Genomic DNA, 15,981 nt, shown 5'->3' with positions numbered 1-15,981 from the left:
GTGGATCTTGCCCAAGCATCAGGGCGGCACGGTCCGTCCCGCTGCCGCGTCGGACATGCGTTCCTTCACCGCAGCTGGTCGGGCAGGGGGATGAACTCGCTCTCGTCCCCCGGCGGCAGGCGGAAGCGGCCGTGTTCCCAGTCGCCCTGCGCCCACGCCTCCTTGGCGGCGTCGATCCGTTCCTGCGACGAGGCGACGAAATTCCACGAAATATAGCGTGGCCCGTTCATGGTCTCGCCGCCCAGAACCATCAGCCGCGCGCCGGCCTCGCCAGCCTTCAGGCTGATGCGGTCGCCGGGGCGGAACACCATCATCCGGCCGGCCTCGAAGCTTTGGCCGGCGACACGGATGCTGCCCTCGACCACATAGACGCCGCGGTCCTCGTGATCGTCGGGCAGCGGTAGGCTGGCCCCGGCGGCAAGGACGACATCGGCATAGAAGGTCTCGGTGAAGGTCTTGACCGGCGCGCGCTCGCCCCAGGCCGAACCCAGGATCAGCCGCACCTGCTTGCCGCCTTCATCGAGGAAGGGCAGCGCCTCCCTGCCGTGATGCTCGAAGGCCGCGGCGCGGTCCTCTTCGGCTTCCGGCAGCGCGACCCAGGTCTGGATGCCGAAGAGCGAGCCGGGTTGCTTGCGCATCTCCTCGCTGGTGCGCTCGGAATGGGTGACGCCGCTGCCGGCGATCATCCAGTTGACCTCGCCGGGATAGACCATCTGGTCGGCGCCGGTGCTGTCGCGATGATGGAATTCGCCCTGGTAGAGATAGGTCACCGTCGCCAGCCCGATATGCGGGTGCGGGCGCACGTCGATGCCGCCGCCGGTCAGGAACTCGGCCGGGCCCATCTGGTCGAAGAAGATGAAGGGGCCGACCATCTGCCGGCGCGGCGCGGGAAGCGCGCGGCGCACCTCGAAGCCGCCCAGGTCGCGGGCGCGCGGAATGATCAGCGTCTCGATGGATTCCAGGCCCTTGCGGTCGGGGCAATCCGGGTTCTGCGTGGGGTTCCAGCTCATGTCAGGCTCCTTTCGTGGGTCCGGGGATGCGAAGTCTTACGGTATCAGGTCTTGCGCAGGGCTGCATCGAGGCTGACCGGGCCGGCCCCCGCCGCCGCAAGATACAGGAAGACGAAGCAGAACAGGATCGCGGGAACGCCGCCGTTCTGCGCCGGATAGAACCCCTGCGGCGCATGCGCCAGGAAATAGGCGAAGGCCATGACCCCGGACAGGATGAAGGCCGCGACGCGGGCCTGGAACCCGACCAGGACCAGAAAGCCCGCGACCAGTTCGAAGAGGCCCGCGATCCAGGGCAGCGAGCCGGTCGGGGGCACGGCCTGGCTGGCCGGAAAGCCAAGGATCTTCTGCGTGCCGTAGCTGAAGATCACCAGCGCGGCGACGATCCTGAGGATGCCGAGCAAAAGCGGCTCATAGGGTGTCAGGGCTTGGTTCATCATGTCGGTCCTTTCTGGCGTTGTCGTTCCTTGGGCGCGCGGTCACAGCGGCCGCAGCAGGTGCCTGACCCGCGGCGGTCCCTCGCCGATGTGGAAGGCGTTGAGCATCTGCTGGTCCAGCTGGTCGGCATGGGTGACGCGGGCGTGCTGGCGCTGATGCTCGACCCAGCTTTCCACCGCGAAGGCCTCGACCAGCCGCCCCGGCTCGGCAACGTCCTCCCACAGGTCCCAGCGGATCGCGCCGTCGCGCTGGCGGGTGGTGCTGAAGCGGCGCAGGGCGGCCGTGAACTCGGCCATCCGGGCCGGATCGACGCGATATTCGATCTCGATCAGTACCGGGCCGCGATCGTCCCCAGGCGGGACGGCGACCACGGGTTCCGCCCAATGGTCCGAGGGGGCAAGGTCGGCCGTCGCATCCTTGGGCAGCCGCCAGACGCGCGCCAGCAGCACCGAGGCGACCAGCCTCGCCGATGCCACCACCAGCGCCGCCGGCACGCCGGACCACGAGGCGATGGTGCCCCAAAGCACGCTGCCGCCCGTCATCGCGCCCTGGAAGACCAGCAGATAGACGGCCAGCGCCCGCGCCTTCACCCAGCCCGGAGAGGCCGTCTGCGTCGCCACGTTCAGCGAGGTCAGCATCCCGATCCAGGCCAGCCCCGCCAGGACCATGACCGCGCCGGCGATCCAGGCGTTCGGCCCCAGCGTCAGCGCCAGCGTCGCCAGCGCAAACAGCAGCGTCGCCCAGACCGAGAGCCGGTTGGCGGGAACCGTCCGGCGCAGCCGCTTCAGCAGCAGCGCGCCCAGCACCGCGCCCGCGCCCATGCAGCCCAGAAGCGTGCCATAGCCCGCGGCCTCCAGCCCCAGGATGCGGCGGCCGACCAGCGGCAGCGAAACCCGGGGGTTGTAGCTTGCCACCCGCGTCGCATCGGTGCCGGCGCCGACGGGCGACACCGGCCGCCGCGCCGGAACGGGTGGCATGCGAGGGCCTGGGCTGATACTCGGGCAAGGATCTTCTTACCCATTCATTGGACGAGCCCACCCATGGAACGCGTTTCGGCCCCGCCGCAAGAAACCCTGGCCGCGCGCAGGCGCCATGCCGCCAACCTTGTCGGCGCATTGTGGATGGTCGCGGCGATGGCGGGCTTCACGCTCGAGGATGCCATGATCAAGGGCGTTTCCTCCACCATCCCCATCGCCCAGATCCTTGTCACCTTCGGCCTGGGCGGCGCGCTGGTCTTTGCCGGCCTGGCCCGATGGGCAGGCGAAAGCCTGTTCACGCCCGAGGTGCTGTCCTTTCCCATGCGCCTGCGGGTGGTGTTCGAGATCGCGGGCCGGCTGTTCTATGTCCTCGCGCTGGCGCTGATACCGCTTTCGGCGGCCACCGTCATCCTGCAGGCGACGCCGGTCGTGGTGGTGGCCGCCGCCGCCCTCGTCTTCGGCGAGCGGGTCGGATGGCGCCGGTGGAGCGCCATCCTCTTGGGCATGGGGGGCGTGCTGGTGATCGTCAGGCCGGGAACGGACGGCTTCTCCATGCTCTCGCTTCTCGCGGTTGCGGGCATGCTGGGCTTTGCCGGACGAGACCTCGCCAGCCGGGCGGCCCCTGCGTCCCTGGGGACCAACGTCCTGGGGTTCTACGGCTTTCTGGCGGTGGCGGTCGCCGGGGTGATGGTTTCCTTCTGGTCGGACGCGGCCTTCGTCCTTCCCGAAAGGCGGGCCTGGCTGCTTCTGGCGGGCGCGGTGCTTTGCGGGGTCTGCGCCTATGCCTGCCTGATGAAGGCGATGCGGACGGGCGAGGTCTCTGCCGTCACGCCCTTCCGCTACGTGCGATTGATCTTTGGCGTCGCCCTGGGCGTCCTGCTTTTCGGAGAGCGTCTTACGGGCTCGATGCTGATCGGTTCGGCCATGATCGTCCTCTCGGGGCTGTTCATCATGTGGCGAAGCGCGAAGCTGCCGCAGCGGGGATGAGCAACCGGCGCGGGTGAACATGCACCGCCAAGAGGGGGCGCGGCCCCGGCCGCCCGCAGGTCGCTTTCGCTTGACGAACCGATCGCGCCGCGCTTCCCTGCCGCACCGCGGCACGGGGAGGCAGGGATGGAACAGAGACGGCTCGGCAATCGCAACGTCGGCGCCATCGGCTTCGGCACGATGAGCTTTGGCGGGATCTTCGGCGCCACGGACGAGGCGACGTCGCTGGCCTGCCTCGACGCGGCGGCGGACGCCGGCATCAGCCATTTCGACACGGCCAACATCTATGGCATGGGCGTGTCGGAGCGGATCCTCGGCAAATGGGGGCGCCGGGACATTCACCTTGCCACGAAATGCGGCATTGTCACCGGGCCGCCGCGCGCCGTGCGCAACGACGAGCCCTATATCCGCCAATGCCTTGAAGAATCGCTGCGCCGGCTGAAGCGCGAGCATGTCGAGCTTTACTACATCCACCGCCGCCAGCCCGAGATCCCGGTCGAGGACCTGGCCGGGACGATGGCGAAGCTGGTGCAGGAAGGCAAGATCGGCGGCTATGGCCTGTCCGAGATCGCGCCCTCGACCCTGCGCCGCGCCCATGCCGAACATCCCGTGGCCGCGGTTCAGAGCGAATTTTCCCTGTGGACGCGGCTGCCCCAGCTGGGCCTGATCCAGGCCTGCCGCGCGCTTGGCGTGGCCTTCGTCGCCTTTTCGCCCCTGGGGCGCGGCATGTTCGGGCGCGCGCCGCTGAAACGGGATTTCCGCGCAGGCATCGATTTCCGCGACACCAACCCGCGGTTCACCGAGCCGAATTTCTCGGTCAACCTTGCCGCGATGGCACCGTTCCGGGCTCTCTGCGCCGAGCGGGGCTGGACGGTCCCCGGCGCGGCGCTGGGATGGGTTCTGGCGCAGGGGGATCACATCGTCCCGATCCCCGGCACGCGGACGGCGGATCACCTTCGCGACTGGCAGGTGCCGGACCTTGCCGCCGCGGATATTGCGGAAATCGGGCGCATCCTTCCGCCGGGATTTGCCCATGGCGACCGTTATGGCGATCACCAGATGGCTTTCGTGGAACGCTATTGCTGACCGCGGCGGCGCAGGTCGGGCGTCCGCCTGGGAAAGTGTGGGGCGGACCGGGTATCATGCTGGCCGTCGCCATCAGCCCGCCCGAGGCGTCGGCAAGATCGAACACCGTGGCGACAGCCTGCAATGCCCGCCATGGCACCATGACCGGCAGCAGGCGTCGCGGGGCGGCAAGCCTGGCCCCGGCCGATGCCAAGGAAAGGGCGGGGCCATTTCCGAACAGGCGTCATTGCCGATGATCGAGGCGCGGGCGAAAAAGATCGCCATTGCTACGCACAGCAGACCGACGCCCTGTAGCGGGTTGCGGACGCAGAATTGCAGCCATACCGCCCGTGGCAGGCGCCGACCGCGCTGCTAAGGGCCAGAAGCCAGTCCGTCACCGGCAGCACGTCGGGAATGACGCGGCCCTCCGTCCGGTGGCGGTTGCGCGCCGGCGTCGAGAAGCCGAGGAAGACGATGGACAGCGCCCTGCCCATGCGCAGCCCCCGCGATGCCAAGTGGCGCGGGATGCCGAAGCCGGGCGTATAAGATGGACCGAAAGCAGGAACAGGACGATCCCGGAAGGATGGCCTTCCTCGCAGGCGTGGGGCGGGCTCGGGATCGCATGCGCGATCAGCCCGCCATCGGGCCATGGGTGCCGCCCGTGCCGATGCTGAAGAACGCGATCCCCTGCGCCGGCGCGGCCGGACCAGGCCCCGCCGCCACGGCGAATGCGAACATTGCCCCTGGCTTCATGGCATGTCCTGTTTCCAGATCGTCTGGATCGGGGCGCGCCCCAAGCCGCTGACGGTGACAACCGCCTAGGCCGACGAAAATCTGCAATTGCGCGACCCCGAAGGCTGCGCCGGGACTCTTCCAGATCCTTCGGTCCGGGCAAACGGGGTTTGGGGCAGCACGGCCGCCTTGCGCCGAAACGGGCGCTGATCGCGGCGGGCCGGTCGGCGGCGGCCGATGGCAAGGCGGCATGTTGCAACTGTGCGACTGTCTTGTGACAGCGCCGTCTTGATATGCCGCCGATTCCCTCCTAGCACCCGCGGCAACAGAAAGGCGGAACATGTCTGACAAGGATCTCGAGCCCCGACACCTGGAAACGCTGGACCGCGATCTCGGCCGCTTCGCGAATCTCGAGGCAGCCGCCGCTTATGTGTCCCGGCCGCTGGTGGCGCCGGGCATCGGCTTCGTCTTCATCATCCTGGCCGGACTCGCCGCGGCGATCCTGCTGGGGCAGAGCGGCGAGATGTTGATCGTCGTCACCGCCGCCGTGTTTGGCGCCTACATGGCGCTGAACATCGGGGCCAACGATGTGGCCAACAACATGGGTCCTGCGGTGGGGGCGAACGCGCTCAGCATGGGGGGCGCCATCGTCATCGCGGCGGTGTTCGAAAGCGCGGGCGCGCTGATCGCCGGGGCCGACGTGGTCTCGACCATCGCCAAGGGCATCGTCGCCCCCGAGGCGCTGGACACGCCCGCGACCTTCATCTGGGCGATGATGGCGGCGCTGCTGGCGTCGGCCCTGTGGGTCAATCTGGCGACATGGATCGGGGCGCCGGTCTCGACCACGCATGCGGTGGTCGGCGGGGTCGTGGGCGCGGGCATCGCCGGGGCCGGTTTCGGCGCGGTCAGCTGGGACCAGATGCTCGCCATCGCCGCCAGCTGGGTCATCTCTCCGGTGATGGGCGGGGTCGTGGCGGCAGGCTTCCTGTGGCTCATCAAGTCCCGCATCGTCTATCGCGAGGACAAGATCGCCGCGGCCCGCGTCTGGGTGCCCATCCTGGTCGGCATCATGGCGGGCACCTTTGCCGCCTATCTGGTGATGAAGGGGCTGAAGCAGCTGGTCGAGGTCTCGATGGGCGCTGCGCTGCTGCTGGGTCTGATGGTGGGGCTGGGCTGCTGGTTGCTGATGATTCCGGTCACCCGCCGCCAGTCCGAGGGGCTTGAGAACCGCAACAAGTCGGTGAAGGTGCTGTTCGGCATCCCCCTGGTCGCCTCTGCCGCCTTGCTCAGCTTTGCCCATGGCGCCAACGACGTCGCCAATGCCGTCGGCCCGCTGGCGGCCATCGTGCAGACGGTGCAGACGGGCGATTTCAATGGCGACGTGACCATTCCCCTGTGGGTCATGCTGATCGGGGCCTTCGGGATCTCCTTCGGGCTCAGCCTGTTCGGCCCCAAGCTGATCCGCATGGTCGGCAGCGAGATCACCAAGCTCAACCCGATGCGCGCCTATTGCGTCGCCCTGTCGGCGGCGATCACGGTCATTCTGGCAAGCTGGCTGGGGCTGCCGGTCAGCTCGACCCATATCGCGGTGGGGGCGATCTTCGGCGTGGGCTTCTTTCGCGAATGGGATGCCGAGCGGCGGCTGAAACAGGCCCGCATCGCCGTGCCCCGGCCGGAATACATACCCGCGGACGAGCGCCGCCGCCGCAAGCTGGTCCGCAGGCTGCATGTGCTGACCATCGGGGCGGCCTGGGTCGTCACCGTTCCTGCCGCGGCGCTTCTGTCGGCGCTCCTGTTCCTGATCCTGCGGCAGATACCGGCCTGATTCGCGCCCCAGCGCGGCAGATCGAAACCCGTGGCGATGGCGTCGGGGCCATCGCGCCCCTTGGCGCCGATGGGGCCGGGAGCAATCCCTGCCGGGCCAAGGCCTCGGCAGCTTGCGCAAGGGGATCCCGAGCGGACCGCCTTTGCGCTGCGGCGCCAAGCGAACCCGCCCTCGCCGGTCTCTGTCCCTGTCCTGGTGGGGACGTCTTTCCCCCCCTTCGCTGCGGCAAGGGCCGTGCCCCGGCCGAACTTGACATCCGGGACCGGACGGTTCCGTTTGCGGCCCTTGCAATCACGAGAGGCGGCATCGATGGGACTCGACCAGATGGAAGCAATCCTGGGGAAAATCGGCGGGATCGTCTGGGGGCCTTACCTTCTTGTCCCGCTGCTGTTGGGCACCGGGCTTTACCTGACGATCCGGTTGCAGGGCATCCAGCTGGTCCGTCTGGGCGCGGCCCTGCGGCTTGGCCTGCTCAAACGCAGGGATGACGATGCCGAGGGCGACATCTCGCAATTCCAGGCGCTGACCACCGCGATGGCCGCGACGGTCGGCACCGGCAACATCGTCGGGGTGGCGACGGCCATTGCGGCGGGCGGTCCGGGGGCGCTGTTCTGGATGTGGGTCACGGCGATCCTCGGCATGGCATCGAAATATGCCGAGGCCTTCCTCGGCGTGCGCTTCCGCACCACCGACGAGGTCGGCGAGAAGAACGGCGGCCCGCAGTATTACCTGGAGCGCGGCATCCCGAACGGCTTTGGCAGGTTCCTTGCGCTGTGCTTTGCGATATTCGCCGTCTGCGCCTGCTTCGGCATCGGCAACATGACGCAGGGCAATTCGATCGCCTCGAACCTCGAGCGCAGCTTCATGATCCCGACCTGGATCACCGGCATCGTCCTGGCCGGCCTGACGCTGGTGGTGCTGGTCGGCGGGATCAGGTCCATCGGCAAGGTGACTGCCGGGCTGGTGCCGGTGATGATCCTGTTCTACGTCCTGGGCGCGCTTTACATCCTGCTGGTCAACATCGGGTCGGTGCCCGCCGCCCTGGGCGAGATCTTTTCGCAGGCCTTTACCGGGACGGCGGCGACGGGGGGCTTCCTGGGCTCCACCATCATGATCGCGGTGCAGTTCGGCGTGGCGCGCGGGATCTTCTCGAACGAATCCGGCATGGGTTCCGCCGCGATTGCCGCCGCTTCGGCGCAGACCACGCATCCGGTGCGGCAGGGCCTGGTGTCGATGACCCAGACCTTCATCGACACGATCATCGTCGTGTCCTGCACCGGCCTGGTGATCATCACCACCGGCGTCTGGACCGAGATAGACCCGCAGACGGGACTGCAGATCTCGCCCTCGATCATGACCGGACAGGCGTTCAGCCACGGCCTGCCGGGACAATGGGGGCATTGGGTCGTGACCGTCGGCCTGGTTCTTTTCGCCTATTCGACCATCCTGGGCTGGGCCTATTACGGCGAACGCAACCTCGAGCGCCTGGTGGGTCATCGCGGCGTCATGCCCTTCCGCATCCTGTTTTCCCTGGTGGTGCTGCTGGGCTGCACGGTCCAGCTGGGCGTCGTCTGGAGCTTTTCGGACGTGATGAACGGGTTGATGGCCATCCCGAACCTGATCGGGCTGCTGATCCTGTCGGGCCTGATCGCGCGCGAGACCCGCTTCTACCTTCGCCACGACCCCCGGCTGGAGGCCGACCGCCAGCAGATCGAGGGCTTCATGAAGGGCCAGCCGAGCTGGGACGAATGGAAGGCGAGCGAGCGGTCGTAAGCCTTGCCGGCCGCTCCGCCGGTGCCGGCGGGGTGGTTCGCGGGCCGGGGTGCTTTCTGCCGGCGACCCCAGCGGCCCGACGAGCGCGCCCGCAGGGCCTGGCGGTAAGGCACCGCCGGCGCGGCCCGACCGGCGCGCGCAGGCGGACGACCGGAAGGGCCGGCCATCTCCGGCTGCGGACAGCCGGTCGAGCCGCTGCAATCGGCAGGGCTTTGGACCATTCTCGGGGCCGCCCGGCTTGTCCCATCGGTTCTTGCGGCAAGGGGCCGATCCCCCGGATAGCGACCGTCTCGACCAAGGGCAGGTGCCCAAGGCGATCCGTAAGCGCCGGGACCGGGATGCCGGCACGCGGCTGATCGTCGAGGAAACCCCGCAGGGGGTATTGCTGAAGCGTGCCCCGGCCTTCGCCCCGACACGGTCCGACCATGTCTTGGGGATGCCGCCCTTCGCCGCCCGGCCGAAATCGCTTGAGGACAGGGAGGCCGCCAGGCTGGCCGAGGCCCGCTGCACCATGATCGCGGTGGATACCGATACCGTCCTTCGCCACCCGACCGGCGATCACCCCGAGCAATCGGCGCGAACGCGCCAGACCGGGGGCGGACAGCACGTCTGGCGGCGGTGCTGCAGGGCCTGCCGGAACCGGATGGCAGGGCTTCACCAGCACAGCCGGGATGCCGATCCGGCAGATCGCCTTCCGGCGAGCGGCCGTGCCTTGCCGCCGAGGCCGCGAAAGATCGGCTATTGGCTGACGCGCAGCCCGATCTCTCGCGTCAGAGCGAACAATGCCTTGAGTTGCGACGGGGTAGGGACCGCCCCCAGGTGCTGGATCGACGCGATCAGGCCGATGCTGCCGAGAAGCTGGTTCTGCGAGCCGAGGATCGGCGCGGCGACGGCGTTGATGCCCAGCAGCGATTCCTCGGGCGCGGTTGCGTAGCCCGCCGCGCGGATGGCGCCGAGTTGCGCCGCCAGAACCGCTTTGGAGGTGACGCTTTTCGGCGTGATCTGCGGCAGCGCGTCGGGCAGGGTGCCCAGCAGTTCGGGCGAACCGAAGGCCAGGAACACCTTGCCCTGAGCCGAGGAATGCAGGCTCAGCTCGCTGCCGGGACGGACGCCGATCTCGATCGGCTGGTTGCTGCTGACCGTGGCCAGGATGAAGGCCGAGCGCGGCGCGGGGATGCTGAGCACCACCGCCATGCCCAATTCGTCGCGGGTGGCGCGCATCAGGGGCAGGGCCAGTTCGGCCAGGCTTGCGCCGGCGGGGGCCTGTTGCGCCATCAGCCATAGTTTCGGCCCCAGCGCATAATGCGAAGTGACCGGATCCTGGACGATCAGCCCATGTTCGATCAGGGTGCGCAGATGCTTGAAGGCGGCCCCCTTGGCGATGCCGACATCGGCGGAAACCTGCGTCACGCCCATGGGCGAATCGGCAAAGGCGATACGCTCGAGGATGCGCAGGCAGGTGTCGGCGGCCCGGACGGTCTCGGCCTTTTCCAAAGTGTTTTCCCCGTGATTTTGCTTCCCCTCTCTCTGTGTTGACGCCTTTGACCTGTCGTGTCAATATGAGAACAGCGTTCCCTGTATGGGAACATAGGAGGAGAGAAACATGAAAACAAAGACCGCCGTCCTCGCCCTGATGGGAAGCCTGCTTTCGACCGCAGCCTGGGCCGACCCCGTCACGCTGCGCCTGGGCCATGCCGTATTCGAGCAGCATCCGATCCACGACACCGCCGTCCGCTTCAAGGAAGCGGTCGAGCGGCTGTCGGATGGCGACATCAAGATCGACATCTTCCCCTCGCGCCAGCTTGGCGACGTGAAGGAATTGATGGAGGGCGTGCAGTTCGGCACCGTCGACATGACGGTGAACTCGACCTCGGCCTATTCGACCCTGGAGCCGTCGATCGACGCCTTCCAACTGCCGGGCCTGATCCCCGATTACGAAGGCTTCGCAACCATGGCGAAGACGCCGGAAGCGCGGGCGATCATGGACAGGCTGGAAAACCACATGATGGTCGCCCTGGGCCTCTACGACGGCGGGCAGCGCCATTTCCTGACCGTCGGCGCGCCGGTCGAAAGCCTGGCCGACATGCATCACAAGAAGACCCGCGTCGCGCCCAACCGGATGTTTCTGGACGCGTGGCAGGCGGTGGGCGTGAACCCGACGCCGATGGCCTATGGCGAGGTCTATTCGGCGCTGGAAACCGGCACGCTGGATGCGGTCGAGATCAACCTGACCTCGATCGAGAGCGAGAAATATTACGAGATCGCCAAGGGTGTGTCGCTGACCGGCCATTACTTCTGGCCCAGCTTCCTGCTGATCAACCAGATGAAGTTCAACGCGCTGACGCCCGAGCAGCAAGAGATCATGCGCCAGGCCGCCGACGAGATCGTCGAGCCGCAGGTGATGGCGGTCAAGGAGCTGGACGAGCAGATCAAGGCCCATCTGGCCGAGCTGAACATTCCCGTCGTGACGCCCTCGGATGCGTTCAGGGCCGAATTGCAGGCCACCTTCGCCCCGGTGGTCGAGAAATACGAGGCCGCCGACCCGCTGATCGCCGATTTCGCGGCGGCGGCGAAAAAGCTGGCCCCGGCCGCCCAATAACGTCCAGGCGCGCGGGCCGGTCCCGCGCCTTCCGCCTGCGTTCTCAACGGAGAAACCCATGTCCAAGCTCTGGCGCGCCTATGTCGCGGCCGTGGAAGCATTCTGCTTTGCCGGGATCGCTGCGATCCTGGTGATCGGCACCATGCAGGTCATCTGGCGCTATGTCTTCAACAGTTCGCTGTTCTGGTCGGAAGAGGCGATGCGCTATCTGATGATCTGGATCGTGATGATCGGTGCCGGTCTCAGCTATTCCCGCGGCCAGTTCCTGGGGATGCGGCTGGCGGTGGACCGCCTGCCCCAAGGCCCGCGCCGGGCCGTCAATCTGGTCTCGGCCGCGATCATGCTGGTCTTTCTGGCGGCGATCCTGTGGTTCGGCACGAAATTCGCCTGGATGACGCGGCTGCAGACCGCCACCGCGCTCGGCTTTTCGATGTTCTGGGTCCATGTCGCGATCACCGTCGGCGCCGCGCTTCTGGCGGCGCATGTCGCGCTGAACGAATTCTTCGGCATCGCGCGGGAAGAGAAGCCCGAAGACCACCCGATGGGCGCGGAGGAAGCGCTGTGATCTGGCTTGGCTCGATTTTCGTTCTGACGCTTGCCCTGGGCATGCCGATCGCCTTCGTCCTGGGCATCAGCGCGCTGGGTTACTTTTATTTCACCGGCCAGACGCAGTTCCTGATCGTCTTGCCGCAGCGGATGCTGGCGGGGATGGACATGTTCGTGCTGCTGGCGATCCCGCTTTTCGTGCTGGCGGGCGCGATCATGGACGTGGGCGGGCTGACCCGTCGCCTGATCGGCTTTGCGAACTCGGTCGTCGGCCGGTTCCGGGGCGGCTTGTCGCTGACGGCGGTCTGGGGCTGCTTCCTGTTCGGCGGCGTCAGCGGATCGGCGGCGGCGGATGCCGCGGCCATCGGCACGGTGATGGTGCCGGACATGAAGCGGCAGGGCTATGACGTGGATTATTCGGCGGCGCTGATCGCGGTCTCGTCGCTGATGGCGCCGCTGGTGCCGCCCTCGATCGCGATGATCATCTATGGCGCGCTGTCGGGCACCTCGATCTCGGAGCTGCTGGTCGCGGGGCTGGCGCCGGGCTTCATGCTGGCGGTGTTCCTGTCGGCCTATGCGGTCTGGGTCGCCCATCGCCGCGGCTATCCCAAGGCGGCCAGGCAGTCGCTGGCCTCGATCCTTCGAGGCTGCTGGCAGTCCGTCCCGGTGATGCTGCTGCCGGTCATCATCGTCGTCGGCATCCGGGGCGGCATCTTCACCGCGACCGAGGCGGCGGCGGTCGCCGCGATCTATGCGCTGGTCATCGCCACCGTCGTCTATCGCGCGATGAGCTGGAGATTCCTCAAGGAAGCCTTCGTCGCCACGGCGATCATCACCTCGGCGATCTATTTCCTGGTCGCCGTCGCCAACGTCGCCGGCTTCATCTTCGCCATCGAGCAGCTGCCGCAAAAGACCGTCGCCCTGCTGACCGGGGTCTCGGACAACAAATACGTGATCCTGCTGATGGTGAACCTGATCCTGCTGTTCCTGGGCATGTTCCTGGACACGATCGGGGTGCTGATCCTGACGGTTCCCGCGCTGATGGCCATCGGCAACATGCTGGGGCTGGAGCCGGTGCATCTGGGGGTCATGGTGGTCTTCAACGTGCTGGTGGGCTTCGTCACCCCGCCGGTCGGGCTGTGCCTGTTCGTCATCGCCGGCGTGACCGGCCGGCCGATGGAGCGGATCGCCTACAGGGCCTTGCCGATGATCGGGATCGCGCTGATCGTGCTGGCGCTGATCACCGTCTTTCCCGAAATCTCGCTGTTCCTGCCGCGGGTGCTGGGGGTGGCGGGATGACGGATCTTTCCGTCCAGGTCGGCCGGATCCGGCTGAAGAACCCCGTCATCGCCGCGTCGGGCGAGCATCTGATCGAGGATGACGGCATCCTGTCGGCCATCGCGGCCGGGGCAGGGGCGGTGGTGATGAAGTCCAGCAACGACTCGGCCGCCGCGCAGCGCCAGCTGTTGCAGGCCGAATATGCCGCGCTGGACGCGAACTGGAACCGTGTCGGCTGGGGGTCCGGTGCGCCGCGCGCCGCGACGGTGCTGACGCGCTCGGGGCTGACGCCGCTTGGCTTCGAGGAATGGCTGGACCAGGCGCGGCGGATGGATGCGGCGGCCCGCAAGGCGGATTGCGTCCTGGTCGCCTCGGTCGTCATGGCGGGGGTCGAGGACGCCGTCCGCCGCGCCCGCGCCGTCGAGGACGCCGGCCTGCGCGTCTTCGAGTTCAACATCGGCACCCCCTATGCCAGCCAGGCCGCCAGGGGCGCGGTCAGCACCGAGCTTTCGCCCGCGCGCGTGGCGGAACTGGTCGGGCAGGTGACATCGGCCGTGTCGATCCCGGTCTGGGTCAAGCTCTCGGGCCAGAGCGAGCGGGTTCCCGACCTGGTTGCCGCCGCCACCGGCGCCGGGGCGGAAAGCGCGGTGATCGCCGGGAGGGCGCTGGGGCTAGTTCCCGATCTTGAGACCATGCAGCCGATGCTGGGCACCAGTTGCGGGATCGGCGGCTACTGGAACCTGCCGCTGACCTGTCACTGGCTGGCGACGACCCGCGCAAGGCTGGGCCCGGACCAGGCGCTGATCGGCATCAACGGCGCCTGTTCGGGCCCTGATGTGGCGCGGATGATGCTGGCGGGCGCCTCGGCGGTGGGGCTGTCCTCGGCCGTCATGCTGCGCGGCTGGGACGTCCTGCGCGATGCCGTCGCCGACCTTGAAGCCTATTGCGCCGGCAAGGGCGCAAGCGCCCGCGACCTGGTCGGCCGCGCGGCCGATGCGCGCCGCAGCTTTGCCGAAATGCCGGTCCTCGATCAGGTCTGGCGCAACCATGTTCCCGCGCCGCTGGTGCCGGGCGAAGAAGTCAGGAGAAACCGATGACTGCCGAACAAAACCGCATTGACGATCTGATGAAGGGCGCGGTCGATCTGCATGTCCATTCCGGCCCCTCGCTGCATCCGCGCAAGCTGGACCATATCGCCGCCCTGCGCGAGGCCGACCGGGCCGGCATGGCCGCCGTGCTGCTGAAGGACCACTACTATCCCACCATGCCGCTGGCGACGCTGATCAACCAGAACATGGGTTTCAGGACCAGGGCCATCGGCTCGATCGTGCTGAACAATCCGCTGGGCGGGCTGAACCCCTCGGCCGTGGATTACGCGCTCAAGCAGGGCGCCCGCGTGGTCTGGATGGCGACGGCCCATGCCCAGAACCACATGGAGCACGAAGCCCAGAAGCCCGGCTTCAAGTTCCCGCAGAACAGCAAGAAGACCGTCGCCCCCGTCCCGCTGACGCTGACCGATGAGAAGGGCGTGGTGCGCGACGAGGTCAAGCATATCCTCGACCTGATCGCCGAGGCCGACGCGGTCGTGTCGGGCGGCCACCATCACGCCCGCGAACTGCTGCCCTTCTACGAAGAGGCCAAGGCGCGGGGCGTGAAGCGGCTGTTCCTGAACCACCCGACCTATGTGAACGACTGCAGCCTTCAGGACGTCGCGCATCTGGTCGGCATGGGGGTCAAGATGGAGCATTCCGTCTGCATGTTCATCCCCTCGACCTTCCAGTTGTTCGACGAGGATCACCTGCGCGCGGTGATCGAGGCGGCGGGCGTCGACAATACCTTCTTCGGCACCGACCTCGGCCAGACCGGCAACCCGGATCCGGTCGAGGGCATGCGCCAGATGATCGCCATGCTGATCGGGCTGGGCCATGACGACGACGACATCCGCAAGATGACCTCGACCGTCGGGGCCGAACTGGTCGGGCTGGAAGCATGAGCGGGCTGAAGGCTCGGATCAACGCGGGCGAGACCGTCATCGGCACCTTCGTCAAGACGCCCGCGCCCCATGTCGTCGAGATCCTCGGCCTTGCCGGGCTGGATTTCGCTGTGCCCGACCAGGAACATGCGCCGCTGGACCTGGGCGCGATGGACCGGCTGGCGCTGGCCTCGCGCGCGGTGGGGCTGCCTCTGGTCGCGCGCTGCCTGGGCCAGTCGCCGGCGCGGATCTCGCCGCTGCTGGATCTGGGCTGCGCGGGGGTGATGGTGCCCCATGTCGCGGATCGCGGCGCGGCGGAAGGGGTCGTGGCGGCGGTCAAGTTCGGCCGGGGTTCGCGCGGCCTGTCGCCTTCGCCGCGGGCGGGGCATTACGGCACCCTTGCCGCCCCCGCCTATACCGCGAAAAGCGACGCTGAAACCGTGGTGATGCTGCAGATCGAGGACAGGGAGGCGCTGGAGGGGCTGGACGACATCGCCGGCGTGCCGGATGTCGACGTGCTGTTCGTCGGTCCTGCCGACCTGTCGCAGTCGCTGGGCTGCGGCTTCCCCTCGGCCGCGCTTGACGCGGCCATCATCCGCGTGATCGCGGCCGCCCGGCGCGCCGGTGTCGCCGCCGGCCTGTTCGTCGGCGACGAAAGCCAGATCGCCCCCTGGCGCGAACGGGGCGTCAGCGTCTTCGTCTGCGGCTCGGACCAGGGGCTGCTGATGAAGGGCGCGCGCCGGATCATCGAGGCGGGCCGCGCTTGCTGAGCCCGCGCTGAC

General features: G+C 67.9%; 15 protein-coding genes and 1 pseudogene. 11 read left to right on the top strand and 5 right to left on the bottom strand.

The genetic code is table 11. The features are described from left to right. Positions 1–65: 65 nt before the first annotated feature. The 3 genes from E3U26_RS15915 to E3U26_RS15905 are packed head-to-tail and all read right to left on the bottom strand — an operon-like array spanning position 66 to position 2,422. Positions 66–1,010 (bottom strand): pirin family protein, encoded by a 945-nt coding sequence (locus tag E3U26_RS15915; RefSeq protein WP_499105968.1) that lies wholly within the window; start codon positions 1,008–1,010, stop codon positions 66–68. A 44-nt stretch (positions 1,011–1,054) separates the two neighbouring features. Next, a complete protein-coding gene (locus E3U26_RS15910; RefSeq protein WP_499105966.1) occupies positions 1,055–1,447 on the bottom strand; it encodes a DoxX family protein in 393 nt (130 codons plus the stop codon). 39 nt (positions 1,448–1,486) lie between these two features. Next, positions 1,487–2,422 (bottom strand): MFS transporter, encoded by a 936-nt coding sequence (locus E3U26_RS15905; protein WP_499105965.1) that lies wholly within the window; start codon positions 2,420–2,422, stop codon positions 1,487–1,489. Between the two features lie 63 nt (positions 2,423–2,485). Here E3U26_RS15905 and E3U26_RS15900 point away from each other — a divergent pair, with 63 nt between their 5' ends. After that, the gene (locus E3U26_RS15900) at positions 2,486–3,409 is read left to right on the top strand and encodes a DMT family transporter (protein WP_499105964.1); all 924 of its coding nucleotides are present in this window, start codon (positions 2,486–2,488) and stop codon (positions 3,407–3,409) included. Positions 3,410–3,535: 126 nt separating this feature from the next. Further along, complete coding sequence (locus tag E3U26_RS15895) at positions 3,536–4,495, top strand: aldo-keto reductase family protein (RefSeq protein ID WP_499105963.1); 960 nt, start codon at positions 3,536–3,538, stop codon at positions 4,493–4,495. Positions 4,496–4,761: 266 nt separating this feature from the next. On the opposite strand, the gene E3U26_RS15890 is transcribed toward E3U26_RS15895, so the two are convergent. After that, a complete protein-coding gene (locus E3U26_RS15890) occupies positions 4,762–4,968 on the bottom strand; it encodes a hypothetical protein (protein ID WP_499105962.1) in 207 nt (68 codons plus the stop codon). A gap of 578 nt (positions 4,969–5,546) precedes the next feature. Between E3U26_RS15890 and E3U26_RS15885 the strand changes: the two genes are divergently transcribed. The 3 genes and pseudogenes from E3U26_RS15885 to E3U26_RS15875 form a co-directional block, all read left to right on the top strand. Further along, positions 5,547–7,031, top strand: a complete 1,485-nt coding sequence (locus tag E3U26_RS15885; RefSeq protein WP_499105961.1) for an inorganic phosphate transporter — start codon at positions 5,547–5,549, stop codon at positions 7,029–7,031. Positions 7,032–7,340: 309 nt separating this feature from the next. Beyond that, positions 7,341–8,804, top strand: coding sequence for an alanine/glycine:cation symporter family protein (locus tag E3U26_RS15880; RefSeq protein WP_499105960.1), 1,464 nt, complete (start codon positions 7,341–7,343; stop codon positions 8,802–8,804). Positions 8,805–9,057: 253 nt separating this feature from the next. Further along, positions 9,058–9,309: pseudogene (locus tag E3U26_RS15875) on the top strand (hypothetical protein); the annotation flags it as partial. A 233-nt stretch (positions 9,310–9,542) separates the two neighbouring features. Here the strand turns inward: E3U26_RS15875 and E3U26_RS15870 are convergent. Beyond that, positions 9,543–10,298 carry an IclR family transcriptional regulator gene (locus E3U26_RS15870; protein ID WP_449046062.1) on the bottom strand — a complete coding sequence of 252 codons (756 nt, stop codon included), beginning with the start codon at positions 10,296–10,298 and terminating at the stop codon, positions 9,543–9,545. 109 nt (positions 10,299–10,407) lie between these two features. Between E3U26_RS15870 and E3U26_RS15865 the strand changes: the two genes are divergently transcribed. Genes E3U26_RS15865 through E3U26_RS15840 form a run of 6 tightly spaced genes read left to right on the top strand, consistent with a single transcriptional unit; the run spans position 10,408 to position 15,969 of the window. After that, positions 10,408–11,403: a TRAP transporter substrate-binding protein gene (locus tag E3U26_RS15865; RefSeq protein ID WP_140848668.1), complete on the top strand. Its 996-nt coding sequence runs from the start codon at positions 10,408–10,410 to the stop codon at positions 11,401–11,403. Between the two features lie 58 nt (positions 11,404–11,461). After that, on the top strand, positions 11,462–11,968 hold the full coding sequence (locus E3U26_RS15860; protein ID WP_036755597.1) for a TRAP transporter small permease: 507 nt from the start codon (positions 11,462–11,464) through the stop codon (positions 11,966–11,968). Continuing rightward, a complete protein-coding gene (locus tag E3U26_RS15855) occupies positions 11,965–13,248 on the top strand; it encodes a TRAP transporter large permease (RefSeq protein WP_499105959.1) in 1,284 nt (427 codons plus the stop codon). Before E3U26_RS15860 ends, E3U26_RS15855 begins: the two co-directional genes overlap by 4 nt. Further along, positions 13,245–14,324, top strand: a complete 1,080-nt coding sequence (locus E3U26_RS15850) for a beta/alpha barrel domain-containing protein (protein ID WP_499105958.1) — start codon at positions 13,245–13,247, stop codon at positions 14,322–14,324. Before E3U26_RS15855 ends, E3U26_RS15850 begins: the two co-directional genes overlap by 4 nt. Beyond that, positions 14,321–15,220: a DUF6282 family protein gene (locus E3U26_RS15845; protein ID WP_499105957.1), complete on the top strand. Its 900-nt coding sequence runs from the start codon at positions 14,321–14,323 to the stop codon at positions 15,218–15,220. The genes E3U26_RS15850 and E3U26_RS15845 overlap by 4 nt, the downstream gene beginning before the upstream one ends. Further along, the gene (locus E3U26_RS15840; RefSeq protein ID WP_499105956.1) at positions 15,217–15,969 is read left to right on the top strand and encodes an HpcH/HpaI aldolase family protein; all 753 of its coding nucleotides are present in this window, start codon (positions 15,217–15,219) and stop codon (positions 15,967–15,969) included. The genes E3U26_RS15845 and E3U26_RS15840 overlap by 4 nt, the downstream gene beginning before the upstream one ends. The last annotated feature ends 12 nt before the right edge of the window (positions 15,970–15,981 follow it).

Origin of the sequence: Paracoccus ferrooxidans, from assembly GCF_029909815.1 — a bacterium.
Classification (GTDB): domain Bacteria; phylum Pseudomonadota; class Alphaproteobacteria; order Rhodobacterales; family Rhodobacteraceae; genus Paracoccus; species Paracoccus versutus.
This window is presented reverse-complemented; position numbering and strand designations above follow the sequence as displayed.

Bases quoted from the DNA above. Each gene is read 5' to 3' on its own strand.
- E3U26_RS15915 (WP_499105968.1), bottom strand. From the start codon at position 1,010: ATGAGCTGGAACCCCACGCAGAACCCGGATTGCCCCGACCGCAAGGGC.
- E3U26_RS15910 (WP_499105966.1), bottom strand. From the start codon at position 1,447: ATGATGAACCAAGCCCTGACACCCTATGAGCCGCTTTTGCTCGGCATC.
- E3U26_RS15905 (WP_499105965.1), bottom strand. From the start codon at position 2,422: ATGCCACCCGTTCCGGCGCGGCGGCCGGTGTCGCCCGTCGGCGCCGGC.
- E3U26_RS15900 (WP_499105964.1), top strand. From the start codon at position 2,486: ATGGAACGCGTTTCGGCCCCGCCGCAAGAAACCCTGGCCGCGCGCAGG.
- E3U26_RS15895 (WP_499105963.1), top strand. From the start codon at position 3,536: ATGGAACAGAGACGGCTCGGCAATCGCAACGTCGGCGCCATCGGCTTC.
- E3U26_RS15890 (WP_499105962.1), bottom strand. From the start codon at position 4,968: ATGGGCAGGGCGCTGTCCATCGTCTTCCTCGGCTTCTCGACGCCGGCG.
- E3U26_RS15885 (WP_499105961.1), top strand. From the start codon at position 5,547: ATGTCTGACAAGGATCTCGAGCCCCGACACCTGGAAACGCTGGACCGC.
- E3U26_RS15880 (WP_499105960.1), top strand. From the start codon at position 7,341: ATGGGACTCGACCAGATGGAAGCAATCCTGGGGAAAATCGGCGGGATC.
- E3U26_RS15865 (WP_140848668.1), top strand. From the start codon at position 10,408: ATGAAAACAAAGACCGCCGTCCTCGCCCTGATGGGAAGCCTGCTTTCG.
- E3U26_RS15860 (WP_036755597.1), top strand. From the start codon at position 11,462: ATGTCCAAGCTCTGGCGCGCCTATGTCGCGGCCGTGGAAGCATTCTGC.
- E3U26_RS15850 (WP_499105958.1), top strand. From the start codon at position 13,245: ATGACGGATCTTTCCGTCCAGGTCGGCCGGATCCGGCTGAAGAACCCC.
- E3U26_RS15845 (WP_499105957.1), top strand. From the start codon at position 14,321: ATGACTGCCGAACAAAACCGCATTGACGATCTGATGAAGGGCGCGGTC.
- E3U26_RS15840 (WP_499105956.1), top strand. From the start codon at position 15,217: ATGAGCGGGCTGAAGGCTCGGATCAACGCGGGCGAGACCGTCATCGGC.